The organism is Nonomuraea composti (genome assembly GCF_012034275.1).
Taxonomy (GTDB): domain Bacteria; phylum Actinomycetota; class Actinomycetes; order Streptosporangiales; family Streptosporangiaceae; genus Nonomuraea; species Nonomuraea composti.
Window position 1 is genome coordinate 70,787 of sequence record NZ_JAATEP010000050.1, and the last position, 17,242, is coordinate 88,028.

General features: G+C 67.6%; 19 protein-coding genes. 2 read left to right on the forward strand and 17 right to left on the reverse strand.

The genetic code is table 11. The features are described 5' to 3' along the window. Window positions 1–186 precede the first annotated feature (186 nt). The 15 genes from rpsQ to rpsL form a co-directional block, all read right to left on the reverse strand. Entirely contained in the window at window positions 187–483 is a 297-nt protein-coding gene (gene rpsQ, locus HCN51_RS45060) for a 30S ribosomal protein S17 (protein ID WP_080043232.1), read from the reverse strand. Then, window positions 476–712 carry a 50S ribosomal protein L29 gene (gene rpmC, locus HCN51_RS45065; protein WP_080047279.1) on the reverse strand — a complete coding sequence of 79 codons (237 nt, stop codon included), beginning with the start codon at window positions 710–712 and terminating at the stop codon, window positions 476–478. Before rpmC ends, rpsQ begins: the two co-directional genes overlap by 8 nt. Continuing rightward, window positions 712–1,131, reverse strand: coding sequence for a 50S ribosomal protein L16 (gene rplP / locus HCN51_RS45070; RefSeq protein WP_080043233.1), 420 nt, complete (start codon window positions 1,129–1,131; stop codon window positions 712–714). Before rplP ends, rpmC begins: the two co-directional genes overlap by 1 nt. A 2-nt stretch (window positions 1,132–1,133) precedes the next feature. Further along, the gene (gene rpsC, locus HCN51_RS45075) at window positions 1,134–1,979 is read right to left on the reverse strand and encodes a 30S ribosomal protein S3 (protein ID WP_080043234.1); all 846 of its coding nucleotides are present in this window, start codon (window positions 1,977–1,979) and stop codon (window positions 1,134–1,136) included. Continuing rightward, window positions 1,979–2,332 (reverse strand): 50S ribosomal protein L22, encoded by a 354-nt coding sequence (gene rplV, locus HCN51_RS45080; protein ID WP_080043235.1) that lies wholly within the window; start codon window positions 2,330–2,332, stop codon window positions 1,979–1,981. The genes rpsC and rplV overlap by 1 nt, the downstream gene beginning before the upstream one ends. A 24-nt stretch (window positions 2,333–2,356) precedes the next feature. Next, a complete protein-coding gene (gene rpsS / locus HCN51_RS45085) occupies window positions 2,357–2,635 on the reverse strand; it encodes a 30S ribosomal protein S19 (protein WP_080043236.1) in 279 nt (92 codons plus the stop codon). An 11-nt stretch (window positions 2,636–2,646) separates the two neighbouring features. Next, window positions 2,647–3,483: a 50S ribosomal protein L2 gene (gene rplB / locus HCN51_RS45090; protein WP_080043237.1), complete on the reverse strand. Its 837-nt coding sequence runs from the start codon at window positions 3,481–3,483 to the stop codon at window positions 2,647–2,649. A 106-nt stretch (window positions 3,484–3,589) separates the two neighbouring features. Beyond that, window positions 3,590–3,892: a 50S ribosomal protein L23 gene (gene rplW, locus HCN51_RS45095; RefSeq protein WP_080043238.1), complete on the reverse strand. Its 303-nt coding sequence runs from the start codon at window positions 3,890–3,892 to the stop codon at window positions 3,590–3,592. Then, window positions 3,892–4,539, reverse strand: coding sequence for a 50S ribosomal protein L4 (gene rplD, locus HCN51_RS45100; RefSeq protein WP_080043239.1), 648 nt, complete (start codon window positions 4,537–4,539; stop codon window positions 3,892–3,894). Before rplD ends, rplW begins: the two co-directional genes overlap by 1 nt. After that, window positions 4,536–5,189 (reverse strand): 50S ribosomal protein L3, encoded by a 654-nt coding sequence (rplC, locus tag HCN51_RS45105; RefSeq protein ID WP_080043240.1) that lies wholly within the window; start codon window positions 5,187–5,189, stop codon window positions 4,536–4,538. The genes rplD and rplC overlap by 4 nt, the downstream gene beginning before the upstream one ends. Before the next feature lie 14 nt (window positions 5,190–5,203). Next, window positions 5,204–5,512 carry a 30S ribosomal protein S10 gene (gene rpsJ, locus HCN51_RS45110; RefSeq protein WP_012887830.1) on the reverse strand — a complete coding sequence of 103 codons (309 nt, stop codon included), beginning with the start codon at window positions 5,510–5,512 and terminating at the stop codon, window positions 5,204–5,206. A gap of 269 nt (window positions 5,513–5,781) precedes the next feature. Beyond that, the gene (gene tuf / locus HCN51_RS45115; protein WP_080043241.1) at window positions 5,782–6,975 is read right to left on the reverse strand and encodes an elongation factor Tu; all 1,194 of its coding nucleotides are present in this window, start codon (window positions 6,973–6,975) and stop codon (window positions 5,782–5,784) included. A 150-nt stretch (window positions 6,976–7,125) separates the two neighbouring features. Beyond that, window positions 7,126–9,174, reverse strand: a complete 2,049-nt coding sequence (gene fusA / locus HCN51_RS45120) for an elongation factor G (RefSeq protein ID WP_206068621.1) — start codon at window positions 9,172–9,174, stop codon at window positions 7,126–7,128. Window positions 9,175–9,258: 84 nt separating this feature from the next. After that, complete coding sequence (rpsG, locus tag HCN51_RS45125) at window positions 9,259–9,729, reverse strand: 30S ribosomal protein S7 (protein ID WP_043623423.1); 471 nt, start codon at window positions 9,727–9,729, stop codon at window positions 9,259–9,261. 2 nt (window positions 9,730–9,731) lie between these two features. Further along, window positions 9,732–10,106, reverse strand: a complete 375-nt coding sequence (gene rpsL / locus HCN51_RS45130) for a 30S ribosomal protein S12 (protein WP_020542315.1) — start codon at window positions 10,104–10,106, stop codon at window positions 9,732–9,734. Between the two features lie 549 nt (window positions 10,107–10,655). Here rpsL and HCN51_RS45135 point away from each other — a divergent pair. Both HCN51_RS45135 and HCN51_RS45140 read left to right on the forward strand, forming a co-directional pair. Then, window positions 10,656–12,500, forward strand: coding sequence for an FHA domain-containing protein (locus HCN51_RS45135; RefSeq protein WP_168018085.1), 1,845 nt, complete (start codon window positions 10,656–10,658; stop codon window positions 12,498–12,500). Beyond that, window positions 12,497–12,856 carry a DUF5955 family protein gene (locus HCN51_RS45140; RefSeq protein ID WP_168018086.1) on the forward strand — a complete coding sequence of 120 codons (360 nt, stop codon included), beginning with the start codon at window positions 12,497–12,499 and terminating at the stop codon, window positions 12,854–12,856. The genes HCN51_RS45135 and HCN51_RS45140 overlap by 4 nt, the downstream gene beginning before the upstream one ends. A 168-nt stretch (window positions 12,857–13,024) precedes the next feature. On the opposite strand, the gene HCN51_RS45145 is transcribed toward HCN51_RS45140, so the two are convergent. Both HCN51_RS45145 and HCN51_RS45150 read right to left on the reverse strand, forming a co-directional pair. Beyond that, window positions 13,025–16,900 carry a DNA-directed RNA polymerase subunit beta' gene (locus HCN51_RS45145; protein WP_168018087.1) on the reverse strand — a complete coding sequence of 1,292 codons (3,876 nt, stop codon included), beginning with the start codon at window positions 16,898–16,900 and terminating at the stop codon, window positions 13,025–13,027. Between the two features lie 17 nt (window positions 16,901–16,917). Next, window positions 16,918–17,242, reverse strand: a 325-nt coding sequence (locus HCN51_RS45150) for a DNA-directed RNA polymerase subunit beta (RefSeq protein WP_168018088.1), incomplete at its 5' end; no start/stop codon positions are given.

Here is a 17,242-nt window from a genome sequence, read left to right on the forward strand (position 1 = left end):
ACTCCTGTTAGTCGCGCCGGTTCTCAGATGCTGAGCCTGGCGGAACCTGTCATTGTCTTGTTCCCACGGCCACAGCGCCCGTAGGGCGCCGCACCGCAGGCGACGCGAGGCTGTAGGCCCCGCGTCCTTGGACGCCGTCATGGGGGCTCTGAGAGCCCCCACGAGGCGCGGTACATCCGAGAAGGACTACTTGGCCTTCTCGAGGATCTCCACGACCCTCCACCGCTTGGTGGCGGAGAGGGGGCGGGTCTCCATCAGCAGCACGCGGTCGCCGACGCCGCAGGCGTTGGCCTCGTCGTGCGCCTTGTACTTGGTCGTACGGCGGATGACCTTGCCGTACAGACGGTGCTTCACGCGGTCCTCGACGGCGACGACGACGGTCTTGTCCATCTTGTCGCTGACGACGAGGCCCTCGCGGACCTTGCGGAAGTTCCGGGACTCGCCGTTCTCGGCGGTCTCGGGGGTCTCGGTGGTCTCAGCCATCGCTCGTCTCCTTCTCGACCGTGACGATGCCCAGCTCGCGCTCGCGCATCACGGTGTAGATACGGGCGATCTCGCGGCGGACGGCGCGCAGCCGCCCGTGGCTCTCCAACTGACCGGTCGCCGCCTGGAAGCGGAGGTTGAACAGCTCCTCCTTGGCCTCCTTGAGCTTCTGCACCAGGGTGTCCTGGTCCTCCACTCGCAGCTCGCCGGCGGTCAGGCCCTTAGCCATCACGCCTCACCCACTTCACGCTTAACGATCTTGCACTTCATCGGCAGCTTGTGGATCGCGCGCTGAAGCGCCTCACGCGCGATCGGCTCCGCCACGCCGGACAGCTCGAACATCACGCGTCCGGGCTTGACGTTGGCGATCCACCACTCGGGCGAACCCTTACCGGAACCCATGCGGGTCTCGGCCGGCTTCTTGGTGAGCGGACGGTCGGGGTAGATGTTGATCCACACCTTGCCGCCACGGCGGATGTGACGGGTCATCGCGATACGAGCCGACTCGATCTGGCGGTTGGTCACGTAGGAGTGCTCAACAGCCTGGATGCCGAACTCGCCGAACACGACCCTGGTGCCGCCCTTGGCGGCTCCGCTGCGGTCAGGCCGGTGCTGCTTGCGGTGCTTGACCCTGCGCGGGATCAGCATGGTCAGCTCCCTTCAGCACCCGGCTGCGCAGCCGGGCCGGTCTCGGGGGCGGCCTGCGAAGCCGCCTCGTTACGGGGGGCGCGGTCGCCGCGGCCACCACCGCGACGGGGGCGGTCACCGCCACCACGACGCGGACGGTCGCCACCGCCACCACGACGGTCGTCGCGCTCGCGACGCTGGCCGGCACGAGCGCCGGCGGCGGCCGCCTCACGCTCGGCGCGGCTCGTCGGAGCCTCGCCCTTGTAGATCCAGACCTTCACGCCGATGCGGCCGAAGGTCGTGCGGGCCTCGTAGAAGCCGTAGTCGATGTCCGCGCGGAGGGTGTGCAGCGGCACGCGGCCCTCGCGGTAGAACTCCGACCGGGACATCTCGGCGCCGCCCAGACGACCGGAGCACTGGACACGGATGCCCTTGGCGCCGGACTTCATGGCCGACTGCATCGCCTTGCGCATGGCGCGGCGGAACGAGACGCGGCTCGACAGCTGCTCAGCGACGCCCTGCGCGACGAGCTGGGCGTCGATCTCCGGGTTCTTGACCTCGAGGATGTTGAGCTGGACCTGCTTCTTGGTCAGCTTCTCCAGGTCACCGCGGATGCGGTCGGCCTCGGCGCCGCGGCGGCCGATCACGATGCCGGGACGCGCGGTGTGGATGTCCACCTGCACGCGGTCCGTGGTGCGCTCGATCTCGACCTTGGAGATGCCGGCCCGCTCCATGCCCTTCTGCAGCATGCGGCGGATCGCCACGTCCTCGGCGACGTACGACTTGTACAGCTTGTCGGCGTACCACCGGCTCTTGAAGTCGGTCGTGATGCCGAGGCGGAACCCGTGCGGGTTAACCTTCTGGCCCACTATCGGGTCCTTCCCTTCGGCTCGCGGGACTCCACGATCACGGTGATGTGGCTCGTCCGCTTGTTGATCCGATAGGCGCGACCCTGTGCACGCGGGCGGAACCGCTTCAGCGTCGGGCCCTCGTCGACCCACGCGCGGCTCACGACGAGCGTGCTGGGGTCGAGATTGAAGTTGTGCTCGGCGTTCGCCATGGCGGAGCTGAGCACCTTGTAGATCGGCTCGCTCGCCGACTGGGGAGCGAACTGCAGCACGGCCTGCGCCTCCGAAGCGGGCAGCCCGCGAATAAGGTCCACCACGCGGCGGGCCTTGAGGGGCGTGACACGGACGAACCGCGCCTGAGCCCTGGCTTCCATCGCTTTCTCCTACTTCTGGGACGCTTACCGCCGGCTGCGGCGGTCTTCCTTGACGTGGCTGCGGAACGTCCGCGTGGGAGCGAACTCTCCGAGCTTGTGACCGATCATCGACTCGGTGACGAACACCGGGACGTGCTTGCGGCCGTCGTGCACAGCGATCGTGTGACCGAGCATGTCAGGGACGATCATGGAACGCCGCGACCACGTCTTGATGACGTTCTTGGTGCCCTTCTCGTTCTGGGCGTCCACCTTCTTCTGAAGGTGCTCGTCCACGAAGGGACCCTTCTTAAGGCTACGTGGCATTTCGGCTGCTCCTACCGCTTCTTCCTCTTGGACCGACGGCGGATGATCAGCCTGTCGCTGGCCTTGTTCGCCTGACGGGTACGGCCCTCGGGCTTGCCCTTGGGGTTCACCGGGTGACGACCACCGGAGGTCTTGCCCTCACCACCACCGTGCGGGTGGTCGACGGGGTTCATCGCGACACCACGGACGGTCGGGCGCTTGCCCTTCCACCGCATACGGCCGGCCTTGCCCCAGTTGATGTTGGCCTGCTCGGCGTTGCCGACCTGGCCGACCGTGGCGCGGCAGCGCACGTCCACCATGCGCATCTCACCGGACGGCATACGCAGCGTGGCGTACTGGCCCTCCTTGGCGAGGAGCTGGATCTGAGCGCCCGCGGAGCGGCCGAGCTTGGCGCCCCCGCCCGGACGGAGCTCCACCGCGTGGATGAAGGTACCGGTCGGGATGTTGCGCAGCGGCAGGCAGTTGCCCGGCTTGATGTCGGCGGCGGGACCGTTCTCGATCCGGTCACCCTGCTTGAGGCCGGTCGGCGCGATGATGTAGCGCTTCTCGCCGTCGGCGTAGTGGAGCAGCGCGATGTTGGCGGTGCGGTTGGGGTCGTACTCGATGTGAGCGACCTTGGCCGGGATACCGTCCTTGTCGTGCCTGCGGAAGTCGATGATCCGGTAGGCGCGCTTGTGACCGCCGCCCTGGTGGCGCGCGGTGACCCGGCCGTGTACGTTGCGGCCGCCCTTGCTGTGAAGGGGCGCAAGCAGCGACTTCTCAGGGGTGCTGCGGGTGATCTCGGAGAAGTCCGAGACACTCGATCCGCGGCGACCCGGAGTCGTCGGCTTGTATTTACGGATGCCCATCTTTTTCGTTCATCCTTCGTCGGTTACATGGGTGAGCCCGCCGCACCGGAGTGCGACGGTCTCAGCCCCGCGGGCCCTAGGGGAGCCCGCTCACTATCTATGGCTGCTAGCCGATCTGACCGAAGATGTCGATCCGATCGCCCTCGACCAGGCTCACGATCGCGCGCTTGGTGTCGGGACGCTTGCCGTAACCGGTACGGGTGCGCTTGCGCTTGCCCTGCCGGTTGATCGTGTTCACGCTGGTGACCTTGACCCCGAAGATCTGCTCGACGGCGATCTTGACCTGGGTCTTGTTCGCGGTCTTCTTCACCAGGAACGTGTACTTGTTGTTCTCATCGATCAGGCCGTAGCTCTTCTCAGAGACGACCGGCTTGATGATGATGTCGCGCGGGTCGGCGATCTTCTCCATCAGGCGTCTTCCTTCCCGCCACTCAGCCGCGCCACGACCTGGTCGTACGCCTCCTGGGTGAAGACCACGTCGTCGTGCACGAGCACGTCGTAGGTGTTGAGCTGCCCGGCGTCCAGCAGGTGGACCTCGGGAGCGTTGCGCAGGCTCAGCCAGGTCAGCTCGTCGTCGGCGTCGACCACGACGAGGACGCGGGCGGACTGGGTGACCTTGCGCAGGGCCTCCAGCGCGGCCTTGGTCTTGGGCGTCTCGCCCGAGACCAGGGAGCTCACCACGTGCACGCGGCCGCCGCTCGCCCGGTCCGACAGGGCGCCGCGCAGGGCGGCGGCCTTCATCTTCTTGGGCGTGCGCTGCGAGTAGTCGCGCGGCACGGGGCCGTGGACGGTGCCACCGCCGGTGAACTGCGGCGCACGGGTCGAGCCCTGACGGGCGCGGCCGGTGCCCTTCTGGCGGTACGGCTTCTTGCCGCCGCCGGAGACCTCACCGCGGGTCTTGGCCTTGTGGGTGCCCTGCCGGCGAGCGGCGAGCTGGGCCACGACCACCTGGTGGATCAGCGGAACGTTGACCTTCGCGCCGAAGACGTCTTCGGGCAGGTCAACCGTGCCGGTCTTCGCGCCGCTGGCGTCGAGGACGTCAATAGTGGTGCTCACTTGGCAGCCCCCTTCTTGGCAGCGGAACGGACGAGGACCAGGCTGCCGTTGGCGCCGGGGATCGCACCCTTGATCAGGATGAGGCCCTTCTCGGCGTCCACGGCGTGAACCTTGAGGCTCTGCACAGTGGTGCGGACGTTACCCATCCGACCGGCCATGCGCAGACCCTTGAAAACGCGGCCCGGGGTGGCGCAGCCACCGATGGAACCCGGCGAGCGGTGCTTGCGCTGCGTACCGTGCGACGCGCCCAGACCACCGAAGCCGTGCCGCTTCATGACACCGGCGAAGCCCTTGCCCTTGCTCTTGCCCGTCACGTCGACGAACTGGCCCGCCTCGAAGGTGTCGGCCAGCAGCTCCTGGCCCAGGGTGTAGTCGCTCGCGTCGTCGGTGCGGATCTCCGCGAAGTAACGGCGCGGGGTGATGTCGTGCTTACGCAGGTAGTCGCCGAGCGGCTTGTTGACCTTCCGGGGGTCGACCTGCCCGAAGCCGAGCTGGATGGCGGAGTAGCCGTCCTTCTCTGCGGTGCGGACGCGGGTCACCACACACGGACCGGCCTCGACCACGGTCACCGGGACGAGCCGGTTGTCCGCGTCGAAGACCTGGGTCATGCCGAGCTTCTTGCCCAGGACGCCCTTGATCGTCTTAGCCATGTCAGTGCGTTCCCTCAGAGCTTGATCGAAATGTCGACACCCGCGGGGAGGTCGAGCCGCATGAGCGAGTCAACCGTCTTGGGGGTCGGGTCGATGATGTCAATCAGCCGCTTGTGCGTGCGCATCTCGAAGTGCTCGCGGCTGTCCTTGTACTTGTGCGGCGAGCGGATGACGCAGTACACGTTCTTCTCGGTCGGCAGCGGCACCGGGCCCGCGACCTTCGCGCCAGTCCGCGTCACCGTCTCGACGATCTTCTTGGCCGAGCTGTCGATGACCTCGTGGTCATAGGCCTTGAGCCGAATGCGGATCTTCTGTCCCGCCATAGTGGCCTCGGTGTCCTTCGCTGTCGTCTGAAAAAGTATCGTGCGGCCTGTGCCGCTGTGTGTGTTCACGCAGGTCGAACCTGCATTAACCCCACGAGGCAGACGCAATGGATCTGCCTTTTCTTCCGTGATCCGGCAGTGACTTCGGTCACTCGCCTTGGCTCGCCGGCCGAAGCTACTGCTGGATCACGGCGCCTTGCATGGGGCCCTTCACGCGGTGCGGCGGCCGGCCCGAAGGTTCGGGGCCGACCGCCGCCCCGACGGTCTAGCTACTTGATGATCTTCGTGACCCGACCGGCGCCGACGGTGCGGCCACCCTCACGGATCGCGAACTTGAGGCCTTCCTCCATGGCGATGGGCTGGATCAGCTCAACGCGCATCTCGGTGTTGTCGCCCGGCATGACCATCTCGGTGCCCTCGGGGAGGTTCACAACACCGGTCACGTCAGTCGTACGGAAGTAGAACTGAGGACGGTAGTTGTTGAAGAACGGCGTGTGGCGGCCGCCCTCGTCCTTGGACAGGATGTAGACCTGGCCGGTGAACTCGGTGTGCGGGGTCGTGGTGCCCGGCTTGATGATGCACTGGCCGCGCTCGACCTCGTCGCGCTTGATGCCGCGCAGCAGCAGAGCGGCGTTGTCACCGGCGTGACCCTCGTCGAGCATCTTGTTGAACATCTCGATGCTGGTGACGGTGGTCGTGGTCTTCTCCGGCTTGATGCCGATGATGTCGACCTGCTCGTTGACCTTGACGACACCGCGCTCGATACGGCCGGTGACGACCGTGCCGCGACCGGTGATCGAGAAGACGTCCTCGACCGGCATGAGGAACGGCTTGTCCGTCTCACGCGGCGGCTCGGGGACGTTCTCGTCCACGGCGTTCATGAGCTCGATGATGCTGTCGGCCCACTTCTCGTCACCCTCGAGAGCCTTGAGGGCGGAGACGCGGACGACGGGCAGGTCGTCGCCGGGGAACTCCTGCGCGGACAGGAGCTCACGGACCTCCAGCTCGACGAGCTCGAGGATCTCCTCGTCGTCGACCATGTCGGCCTTGTTGAGGGCCACGACGATGTAGGGGACGCCGACCTGGCGGGCCAGGAGGACGTGCTCCTTCGTCTGCGGCATCGGGCCGTCGGTGGCGGCGACCACGAGGATGGCGCCGTCCATCTGGGCGGCACCGGTGATCATGTTCTTGACGTAGTCGGCGTGACCCGGGCAGTCAACGTGCGCGTAGTGACGCTTCTCCGTCTGGTACTCGACGTGCGCGATGGAGATCGTGATACCACGAGCCTTCTCCTCCGGCGCCTTGTCGATCTTGTCGAACGGGGTCGCCTTGTTCAGCTCGGGGTAACGGTCGTGGAGCACCTTGGTGATCGCCGCGGTCAGCGTGGTCTTGCCGTGGTCGATGTGCCCAATGGTGCCGATGTTCATGTGCGGCTTGGTCCGCTCGAACTTGGCCTTAGCCACTGGTTCTCTCCTTGAGAATCTGACTGACTTTCGTCTACACACTCGGGCCCGGGAACTCCCGAACCCCTTGGCGGCGGGGTGGCTCTCACCACCCCACCAGGGACCAGGACAAGAGTCCCGGCCCGGCCCCTCGCGGGACCGGACTGGAAACTACTCGCCCCGGGCCTTCGCGACGATCTCCTTGGCGATGCCCGGGGGCACCTCCGCGTAGGAGTCGAAAAGCATGCTGTAGCTAGCGCGCCCCTGCGTCTTGCTGCGCAGGTCACCCACGTAGCCGAACATCTCGGACAGCGGGACGAGCGCCCGGATGACCTTGGCGCCGGCCCGGTCCTCCATCGCCTGGATCTGCCCGCGGCGACCGTTGAGGTCACCGATGACGTCACCCATGTAGTCCTCGGGCGTGGTCACCTCGACGGCCATCATCGGCTCGAGGAGCACGGCGTCCGCCTTGCGAGCGGCCTCCTTGAAGGCCATCGATCCGGCGATCTTGAACGCCATTTCCGAGGAGTCGACGTCGTGGGCCGCACCGTCGGTCAGCGTCACCTTCACGCCGACCATCGGGTAACCGGCCAGCACGCCGAACTCGGCGGCCTCCTGGGCGCCGGCGTCGACCGACGGGATGTACTCCCTCGGCACGCGGCCACCGGTGACCTTGTTCTCGAACTCGTAGCCGTCGTTGCCCTCGCCCAGCGGCTCGAGGTCGATGATGACCCGCGCGAACTGACCGGAACCACCGGTCTGCTTCTTGTGGGTGTAGTCGACCTTCTCCACCTTGCGGCGGATGGTCTCGCGGTAGGCGACCTGCGGGCGGCCGACGTTCGCCTCGACCTTGAACTCGCGACGCATGCGGTCGACGAGGATCTCGAGGTGAAGCTCGCCCATGCCCCAGATGACCGTCTGACCGGTCTCCTCGTCACGGCGGACCTGGAAGGACGGGTCCTCCTCGGCCAGCCGCTGGATGGCGGTGGACAGCTTCTCCTGGTCACCCTTGGTCTTGGGCTCGATGGCGACGTTGATGACCGGAGCCGGGAACGTCATCGACTCGAGCACGACCTGGTTGGCCGGGTCGGAGAGGGTGTCACCGGTGGTGGTGTCCTTCAGACCCATGACGGCCACGATCTGACCGGCGATCGCCGACGGGCGCTCCTCGCGCTTGTTGGCGTGCATCTGGTAGATCTTGCCGATCCGCTCCTTCTTGCCCTTCACAGAGTTGATGACCTGTGAACCGGCCTCGAGCGTGCCCGAGTAGATGCGGATGTAGGTGATCTTGCCCAGGTGCGGGTCGCTGGCGATCTTGAACGCCAGAGCGGAGAACGGCTCGCTCGGGTCCGCGTGGCGCTCGATGACCTTCTCCTCGTTGCCGACCGCGTGGCCCTTGAAGGCCGGGATGTCGGTCGGCGCGGGGAGGTAGGCGACGATCGCGTCGAGCAGGGGCTGCACACCCTTGTTCTTGAACGCGGTGCCGCACAGGACCGGGTTGATGGCGCTGGCCAGCGTCGCGCGGCGGATGGCCGCGATCAGCTGCTCCTCGGTGGGCTCGGTGCCCTCGAGGAAGAGCTCCATCAGCTCGTCGTCGTTCTCGGCGACGGTCTCGACCAGCTTGTCGCGCCACTCACGAGCGGCGTCGGCGTGGTCGGCCGGGATGTCGACGGTGTCGTACATCTCGCCCTTGGCCGCCTCGGCGCTCCAGATGAGGGCCTTCATCTTGATGAGGTCGATGACGCCCTTGAAGTCGGCCTCAACGCCCCACGGAAGCTGGATGACCGCCGGGGTCGCGCCCAGGCGGCTGACCATCATGTCGACGCAGCGGTGGAACTCCGCGCCGACCCGGTCCATCTTGTTCACGAAGCAGATGCGCGGGACGTTGTAGCGGTCAGCCTGGCGCCACACCGTCTCCGACTGCGGCTCGACACCCGCCACACCGTCGAACACGGCGACGGCGCCGTCGAGGACGCGAAGCGAACGCTCCACCTCGATGGTGAAGTCCACGTGCCCCGGAGTGTCGATGATGTTGATGGTGTGACCAAGCCACTCACAGGTCGTCGCGGCAGACGTGATCGTGATGCCGCGCTCCTGCTCCTGCTCCATCCAGTCCATGGTGGCAGCGCCCTCGTGGACCTCACCGATCTTGTAGTTGATACCGGTGTAGAACAGGATGCGCTCGGTCGTGGTGGTCTTGCCCGCGTCGATATGGGCCATGATCCCGATGTTTCGGACCTTGGCCAGGTCAAGAGCGGTCTGGGTGGCCACTTCTCTCGCGTCCTCGTCGTCTCGTCGAACTCACTACCAGCGGTAGTGAGCGAAGGCCTTGTTGGACTCGGCCATCTTGTGGGTGTCCTCGCGCTTCTTCACGCTCGCCCCGAGGCCGTTGCTGGCGTCGAGGAGCTCGTTCATGAGGCGCTCGGTCATGGTCTTCTCGCGGCGGGCGCGGGAGTACTGCACCAGCCAGCGCAGGGCCAGGGTGGTGCTGCGCGCGGCGCGCACCTCGACCGGCACCTGGTAGGTCGCGCCACCGACGCGGCGGCTGCGGACCTCGAGGGTCGGCTTCACGTTGTCGAGCGCGCGCTTCAGGGTGACGACCGGGTCGTTGCCCGTCTTCTCCCTGCAGCCCTCGAGGGCGCCGTACACGATCGACTGGGCGATCGAGCGCTTGCCGTCGAGAAGCACCTTGTTGATAAGGGCGGTGACCAGCGGCGAGCTGTAAACCGGGTCAGACATGAGCTGACGACGGCCAGGAGAACCCTTACGAGGCATTGTTAGCTCTTCTCCTTCTTCGCGCCGTAGCGGCTACGGGCCTGCTTGCGGTTGCGGACACCCTGGGTGTCGAGCGAACCGCGGATGATCTTGTAGCGAACACCAGGCAGGTCCTTCACACGACCGCCACGCACGAGCACGATGGAGTGCTCCTGGAGGTTGTGACCCACACCGGGAATGTAGGCCGTGACCTCGATGCCGTTCGTGAGCCGAACGCGGGCCACCTTACGCAGTGCCGAGTTGGGCTTCTTCGGAGTCGTGGTGTAAACGCGCTGGCACACGCCGCGCCGCTGCGGACTCCCCTTGAGGGCAGGAGTCTTGGTCTTGGAGACCTTGTCCTGCCGGCCCTTGCGGACCAACTGCTGAATAGTGGGCACTGCCACTCCGTTTCGTGCCTTGGCCGGTGTTACGTCATGAGGTCTTGCATTTCGCAGGTACTGCCGGTGTCATGACCTGCTGGTTTTTCTTGTCTCGGCGCCCCCGCGCTCGGGCGTGTCGCGCTATTCACACAGACACGTCCGCGAGGATTACGAGCCAGGAAGCCGTCCCGTGCCCGCAATGAGCGCACGGTCGAGAGCCCGCTAGAAGACGGGCACGATGCTCAAGACTACCCAGGCCCTGGCGACACGTCAAAACGGCGCGACAAGGCGGGCAAGCCTTGCCACTCCGGATCGCCTGGGCCTTCTCATCCAGCCCATCTACAGCTCCGGGGGTCATGATATCCGGCCCGGCGACCATCTCGCGAGCTGTTCGCCGAAGCTCCGGCATCGGTCCGGTTAAGACTGGGCGAGCATCCTAGGGTAATCCCTAGGTCACTCCCCGAAGCGAACCCCTCACCGCACGGCTAGCGTCACCTGGCGAATCGTCGAGAGGGATGACACGCATGCACGAGCATCTCCCAGGGCGCCGCCCGCACGGAGGCCGCATTGTCTGAGGCGGCCGGCGGGCCGTGGCCCGGCCCCCACACCTCCCCCTTCGAGCTCGTCCTCGTGCGCCCCCGCGAGCTGCGGGGCGTGCGCCTGCCGGTCTCCGAGACTCCCGCCGAGATCGGCCGCACCGCCCCCTTACGCATCGCCTCCGAGGAGATCAGCCGCAGGCACGCCCGCGTCTGGCTGGCCGGCGGCTCCGCCTGGATCAGCGACTGCGGCTCCACCAACGGCACCTGGGTCGACGACGCCCGCATCCTGCAGCCCGTACGCCTGGCGCTCGGCCAGCGCGTCCGCATGGGCGGCGTGGAGGCGGTGCTGCAGATCCAGGGCGGCGGCGTACCGGACGAGCACCACACCACCTCCGCGCCCCTCCAGCGCCCGACCAACACCACCCGCTACCTCTGCGCGGCCGGCTACATCAAGGCGTCCTTCGCCGACCAGGTCATCCGCGAGACGCTCGGCCACCCCTACCGCGCCACCGCCCCCTCCTACGGCGTGGACCTGCCGGCCGTCGCCAAGCACGCGCTGGCCGCCGAGCGCCACCGCTCGGTCCGCGACGTGCTGCTCCTGCTCATCGCCGCCGCCACGCTCGCCCTCCTGGCGGCGGGCGCCACCGGCACTCTCCCCGGCGTGGACGCCCTGGACGCCCTGGACGACCTGCGCGACCTGGACGTCACCCGCCTGCCGCGGCTGGCCCTGCTCCTGCTGCTCCCCCTGGCCCTGGCCTGGCTGGTGGTGGCCGCCCACCTCTTCCACACCAGGGTCGTCGTCCTCGGCCGGCGCCTGTCCAGCCGCCGCTTCACCGCCGGCGCCGCCCCCGCCCCGCTCGGCCCGCACGCCCGCCGCCAGGTCGGCCGCCTCGTGCAGGCCCAGCACGGCAACGTCATGGTCTTCTCCGGCTACCGGCCCTTCGTCGGCAGCGGCGTGGAGTACCACGGCTGGTCGTTCGCCCTCGACATCACCAAGGCCGCCCACAAGGACCGCCCGCCCCGCCCCTTCCACTCCGACGACGTGCACGCCCACCTGGCCCGCGAAGTGGCCGCCACGGGCCTGCCGAACCTCCGCCTGACCGAGCGCCTGTTCATCAACGGCGTCGACATCAACCACGCTCCCGAGCTGCTGCCCGACCCCCTCGCCCCGCCGCTGGTCACGGCCGATGCCGAGCTGCTGCAGGCGGTCTCCCGCACGCCGGAGTCCTCGGCCCGCGTCTACCTGTGCGTGGAGGTGCTCGGCTGGGGCGGCCAGCTCATCGTGACCATCTTCTTCAGGGCCGTCCGGCTGCGCGGCTCCCTCTTCCTTGAGGGCGGCACGTTCATGCTCTACCCGCTCGCGCCGGAGTTCTCCGAGGTGGACCGGGTCTCCTCCGACCCGCTCACCGGCCTCGCCGTCGCCCTCGGCGCCGGCGCCGCCGCGACGATCCCGCTGCTGCTCAGCGCGCCCTACCGGATCGCCAGGCGCTGGGGCAGGAGCGCCGCCCTGCGCCGCCAGGAGCGCGACGACCGCACGGTCATCGAGCACCGCGGCCTGTACGACTACGGCGCGATCATCAGCGTACGGGAGCTCGCCATGGGCGACGACCTGCGCCGGTTCTTCATCGAGCGGGACGTCGAGATGTTCGACCAGGTCGTCCACGAGGCCGTGTTCAAGGCCGTCAGCCGCTTCCTCACCGAGCACGGCATCGACACGGGCGAGGCGGCCGCGCGCATCACCCAGATCACCAACAACAAGATCGACGCCCGCGGCTCCAACTTCGGCAACGCCCCGGGCTCCAACTTCGGCCACGCGCCGGGCTCCAGCTTCCGCGGCAGCACCGGCCCGGCCCAGAAAGGCGACACCCCATGACCCAGTACGAAGGCGACTTCCGCGGCTCCAACTTCGGCAACGCACCCGGCTCCAACTTCGGCCACGCCCCCGGCTCCACCTTCCACGGCGTCGTCAACACGGGCGGGCCCCAGCAGGAGGAGCTTCGCCGGCTCCTCGACCAGCTGGTGGCCATGGTCGCCCGCCACCAGAACGAGCTGGCCGACCCCCAGGGCACCAGCACGGCGGTGGAGCTGCTGCGGGAGGAGGTGGCGGGCGAGCAACGCCCGAACCGCCTCACGAGCTTCCTGGCGATGCTGACGGCCTCGGCGGGCGGGGTGAGCGCGATCACGGAGGCGGCCGCGAAACTGAAGGACCTCGTCACGGGGATGCTCTGAGGAGACGCCGTAACGGCGGCCCGCCACTGACGGGCTCAGCAGCCGTCTCCCTGGAAGGCCCTCAGCCCCGTGCGGCGTCTGGGTTGCCCACGGCTTGCCGTAAAGACCCGAAAAGCAACGCGCCCGGGCTCTCCTGACGGAGAGACCCGGGCGCGTTCCCCAGAACAGTTACCGGTTGTACTGGCCGAAGTCGTACTCCTCCAGCGGGACGGCCTCGCCGCTGCCGGTGCCGAAGGTGTAGTCGGCCGCGGAGCCGTCGTAGCCGCCCACGGTGTACATGGCGGCCTTGGCCTCCTCGGTCGGCTCGACCCGGATGTTGCGGTACTGGGGCATGCCCGTACCGGCCGGGATGAGCTTACCGATGATGACGTTCTCCTTCAGGCCCAGCAGCGAGTCGGACTTGGCGTGGATCGCCGCGTCCGTCAGCACCCTGGTCGTCTCCTGGAAGGAGGCCGCCGACAGCCACGACTCGGTGGCCAGCGACGCCTTCGTGATGCCCATGAGCACCGGACGGCCGGCGGCGGGCGAGCCGCCCTCGGCCACGGTCTCGCGGTTCATCTGCTCGAAGCGCGGGCGCTCCACGAGCTCGCCGGGCAGCAGGTCGGTGTCACCGGACTCCAGCACGTTCACGCGCTTGAGCATCTGCCGCACGATGATCTCGATGTGCTTGTCGTGGATCGACACACCCTGCGAGCGGTAGACCTGCTGGACCTCCGCCACCAGGTGCAGCTGCACGGCCCGCGGGCCGAGGATGCGCAGCACCTCGTTGGGGTTGACGGCGCCGGCGACGAGCTGCTGACCGACCGAGACGCGCTGCCCCTCCTGCACGAGCAGGCGCGAGCGCATCGAGACCGGGTAGGCGATCTCCTCGGACCCGTCGTCCGGGGTGATGACGATCTTCCTGGTCTTGTCGGTCTCGTCGATCCGGACCCGGCCCTCGGCCTCGGAGATCGGGGCGACACCCTTGGGGATGCGCGCCTCGAACAGCTCCGTGACACGGGGCAGACCGTGGGTGATGTCGGCACCGGCCACACCACCGGTGTGGAAGGTACGCATCGTCAGCTGCGTGCCGGGCTCACCGATCGACTGGGCGGCGATGATGCCGACCGCCTCGCCGACGTCCACGAGCTTGCCGGTGGCCAGCGAGCGGCCGTAGCAGGTGGCGCAGACACCGATCTTGGCCTCGCAGACGAGCGCGCTGCGGGTGCGGACGGTCTCGACGCCAGCCTCGACCAGCTTCGTCACGTGGGTGTCGTTGATGTCGACGCCCGCCGGGACGATCATCTTGCCGTCGACCTCGACGTCCTCGGCCAGGATGCGGCCGTGCACGTTCGACTCGGCGTTCTCGGCCTTGACGAGGTTGCCCGACGCGTCGCGGTCGGCCACGTGCAGCGGGACCGCGCGGTCGGTGCCGCAGTCGATCTCGCGGACGATGACGTCCTGGGCGACGTCCACCAGACGACGGGTCAGGTAACCCGAGTCGGCGGTACGCAGGGCGGTGTCGGCCAGACCCTTCCGCTGACCGTGGGTGGAGATGAAGTACTCCAGCACCGACAGGCCCTCGCGGAACGAGGCCTTGATCGGCCGCGGGATCGTCTCACCCTTGGTGTTGGACACCAGGCCGCGGATGCCGGCGATCTGCCGGACCTGCATCTTGTTACCACGGGCACCGGAGTTGACCATCATCCAGACCGGGTTGGTCGCCGGGAAGGCGTTGACCATGTCGGTCTCGACGTCGGCCGTCGCGTGCGTCCAGATCTCGATGAGCTCCTGACGGCGCTCCTCGTCGGTGATCAGACCGCGCTCGTACTCGCGCTGGACCTTGTCGGCCCGGCGCTCGTAGTTCTCCATGATGTCCTGCTTGTTCGGGGGCGCGACGACGTCCTCGATGGAGATCGTCACCCCGGAACGGGTCGCCCAGCGGAAGCCGGCGTCCTTGAGCGCGTCGAGCGAGTTCGCGACCTCGATCTTGGGGTAGGTCTCGGCCAGCTCGTTCACGATCGTCGACAGCTGCTTCTTGCCGACCTGGAAGTCGACGAAGGGGTAGCTGTCGGGCAGCGTCTGGTTGAACAGGCACCGCCCGAACGTGGTCTCCAGGCGGATCGGGTCACCCGGCTCCCAGCCCTCGGGGGCCACCCAGTCGCGCGGCGGCAGGACGTCCTTGAGCCGGATCTGGATCTTCGCCTGGATCTCCAGCTCGCGGCGGTCGAAGGCCATCTGCGCCTCGGCGATGGAGCCGAACACGCGGCCCTCGCCCAGCGCGCCGTCCTTCTGGGTGGTCAGCCAGTAGAGGCCGATGACCATGTCCTGGGTGGGCATGGTGACGGGCTTGCCGTCGGCCGGCTTGAGGATGTTGTTGGTCGAGAGCATCAGGATGCGTGCCTCGGCCTGAGCCTCAGCCGACAGCGGCAGGTGCACGGCCATCTGGTCGCCGTCGAAGTCCGCGTTGAAGGCGGTGCAGACGAGCGGGTGGATCTGGATGGCCTTGCCCTCGACGAGCTGCGGCTCGAACGCCTGGATGCCCAGACGGTGGAGCGTGGGCGCGCGGTTGAGCAGCACCGGGTGCTCGGTGATGACCTCTTCGAGCACGTCCCACACCACGGGGCGGGCGCGCTCGACCATCCGCTTGGCCGACTTGATGTTCTGGGCGTGGTTGAGGTCGACCAGCCTCTTCATCACGAACGGCTTGAACAGCTCCAGCGCCATCTGCTTGGGCAGACCGCACTGGTGCAGCTTGAGCTGCGGGCCGACGACGATGACCGAACGGCCGGAGTAGTCGACTCGCTTGCCCAGCAGGTTCTGGCGGAAGCGGCCCTGCTTGCCCTTCAGCATGTCGCTGAGGGACTTCAGCGGCCGGTTGCCGGGGCCGGTGACCGGGCGACCGCGACGGCCGTTGTCGAACAGCGCGTCGACGGCCTCCTGCAGCATCCGCTTCTCGTTGTTCACGATGATCTCGGGCGCGCCGAGGTCGAGCAGACGCTTGAGGCGGTTGTTGCGGTTGATGACCCGGCGGTACAGGTCGTTGAGGTCGGACGTGGCGAACCGGCCACCGTCGAGCTGCACCATCGGGCGCAGGTCCGGCGGGATGACCGGGATGCAGTCGAGCACCATGCCGCGCGGCGAGTTGGTGGTGTTCAGGAACGCCGAGACGACCTTGAGCCGCTTGAGGGCGCGGGCCTTCTTCTGGCCCTTGCCGCTGCGGATCGTCTCGCGCAGGTTCTCGGCCTCGGCGTCGAGGTCGAAGCTGATCAGGCGGTCCTGGATCGCCTGCGCGCCCATGCCGCCCTTGAAGTAGCGGCCGAAGCGGTCGCGCATCTCGCGGTAGAGCAGCTCGTCGCCCTCGAGGTCCTGGACCTTGAGGTTCTTGAAGCGGCTCCACACCTCGTCGAGGCGGTCGAGCTCGCGCTGGGCGCGGTCGCGCAGCTGGCGCATCTCGCGCTCGGCGCCCTCGCGCACCTTGCGGCGCTGGTCGCCCTTGGCTCCGGCGGCCTCCAGCTCGGCCAGGTCGGCCTCGAGCTTCTTCTGCCGGGCCTCGACGTCGGCGTCGCGGCGCTGCTCGATGTGCTGCCGCTCGACGGAGATCTTCGCCTCCAGCGAGGGCAGGTCACGCTCACGCATCTCGGTGTCGACATGCGTGATCATGTACGCCGCGAAGTAGATGACCTTCTCCAGGTCCTTCGGGGCGAGGTCGAGCAGGTAGCCGAGGCGCGACGGGACGCCCTTGAAGTACCAGATGTGGGTCACCGGCGCGGCCAGCTCGATGTGGCCCATCCGCTCACGACGCACCTTGGCGCGGGTCACCTCGACGCCGCAGCGCTCACAGATGATGCCCTTGAACCGGACGCGCTTGTACTTGCCGCAGTAGCACTCCCAGTCGCGGGTCGGGCCGAAGATCTTCTCGCAGAAGAGCCCGTCCTTCTCCGGCTTGAGGGTGCGGTAGTTGATGGTCTCGGGCTTCTTGACCTCGCCGTGCGACCACTGACGGATGTCGTCGGCCGTCGCCAGCCCGATCCGAAGCTCGTCGAAGAAGTTGACGTCTAGCATTGTGTGCGATCTCCCCCTCAGACTTCTTCCACGCTGCTCGGCTCACGCCGGGACAGGTCGATACCGAGCTCCTCCGCGGCGCGGAAGACGTCCTCGTCGGTGTCACGCATCTCGATGGACATGCCGTCGCTGGAGAGCACCTCGACGTTGAGGCACAGCGACTGCATCTCCTTGATGAGGACCTTGAAGGACTCGGGGATGCCCGGCTCGGGGATGTTCTCGCCCTTGACGATGGCCTCGTAGACCTTCACGCGGCCGAGGACGTCGTCGGACTTGATGGTCAGCAGCTCCTGCAGCGCGTACGCGGCGCCGTACGCCTCCAGCGCCCACACCTCCATCTCA

Bases quoted from the DNA above. Each gene is read 5' to 3' on its own strand.
- rpsQ (WP_080043232.1), bottom strand. From the start codon at position 483: ATGGCTGAGACCACCGAGACCCCCGAGACCGCCGAGAACGGCGAGTCC.
- rpmC (WP_080047279.1), bottom strand. From the start codon at position 712: ATGGCTAAGGGCCTGACCGCCGGCGAGCTGCGAGTGGAGGACCAGGAC.
- rplP (WP_080043233.1), bottom strand. From the start codon at position 1,131: ATGCTGATCCCGCGCAGGGTCAAGCACCGCAAGCAGCACCGGCCTGAC.
- rplV (WP_080043235.1), bottom strand. From the start codon at position 2,332: ATGGAAGCCAGGGCTCAGGCGCGGTTCGTCCGTGTCACGCCCCTCAAG.
- rpsS (WP_080043236.1), bottom strand. From the start codon at position 2,635: ATGCCACGTAGCCTTAAGAAGGGTCCCTTCGTGGACGAGCACCTTCAG.
- rplB (WP_080043237.1), bottom strand. From the start codon at position 3,483: ATGGGCATCCGTAAATACAAGCCGACGACTCCGGGTCGCCGCGGATCG.
- rplW (WP_080043238.1), bottom strand. From the start codon at position 3,892: ATGGAGAAGATCGCCGACCCGCGCGACATCATCATCAAGCCGGTCGTC.
- rplC (WP_080043240.1), bottom strand. From the start codon at position 5,189: ATGGCTAAGACGATCAAGGGCGTCCTGGGCAAGAAGCTCGGCATGACC.
- rpsJ (WP_012887830.1), bottom strand. From the start codon at position 5,512: ATGGCGGGACAGAAGATCCGCATTCGGCTCAAGGCCTATGACCACGAG.
- fusA (WP_206068621.1), bottom strand. From the start codon at position 9,174: ATGGCCCATATCGACGCGGGCAAGACCACCACGACCGAGCGCATCCTG.
- rpsG (WP_043623423.1), bottom strand. From the start codon at position 9,729: ATGCCTCGTAAGGGTTCTCCTGGCCGTCGTCAGCTCATGTCTGACCCG.
- HCN51_RS45140 (WP_168018086.1), top strand. From the start codon at position 12,497: ATGACCCAGTACGAAGGCGACTTCCGCGGCTCCAACTTCGGCAACGCA.
- HCN51_RS45145 (WP_168018087.1), bottom strand. From the start codon at position 16,900: ATGCTAGACGTCAACTTCTTCGACGAGCTTCGGATCGGGCTGGCGACG.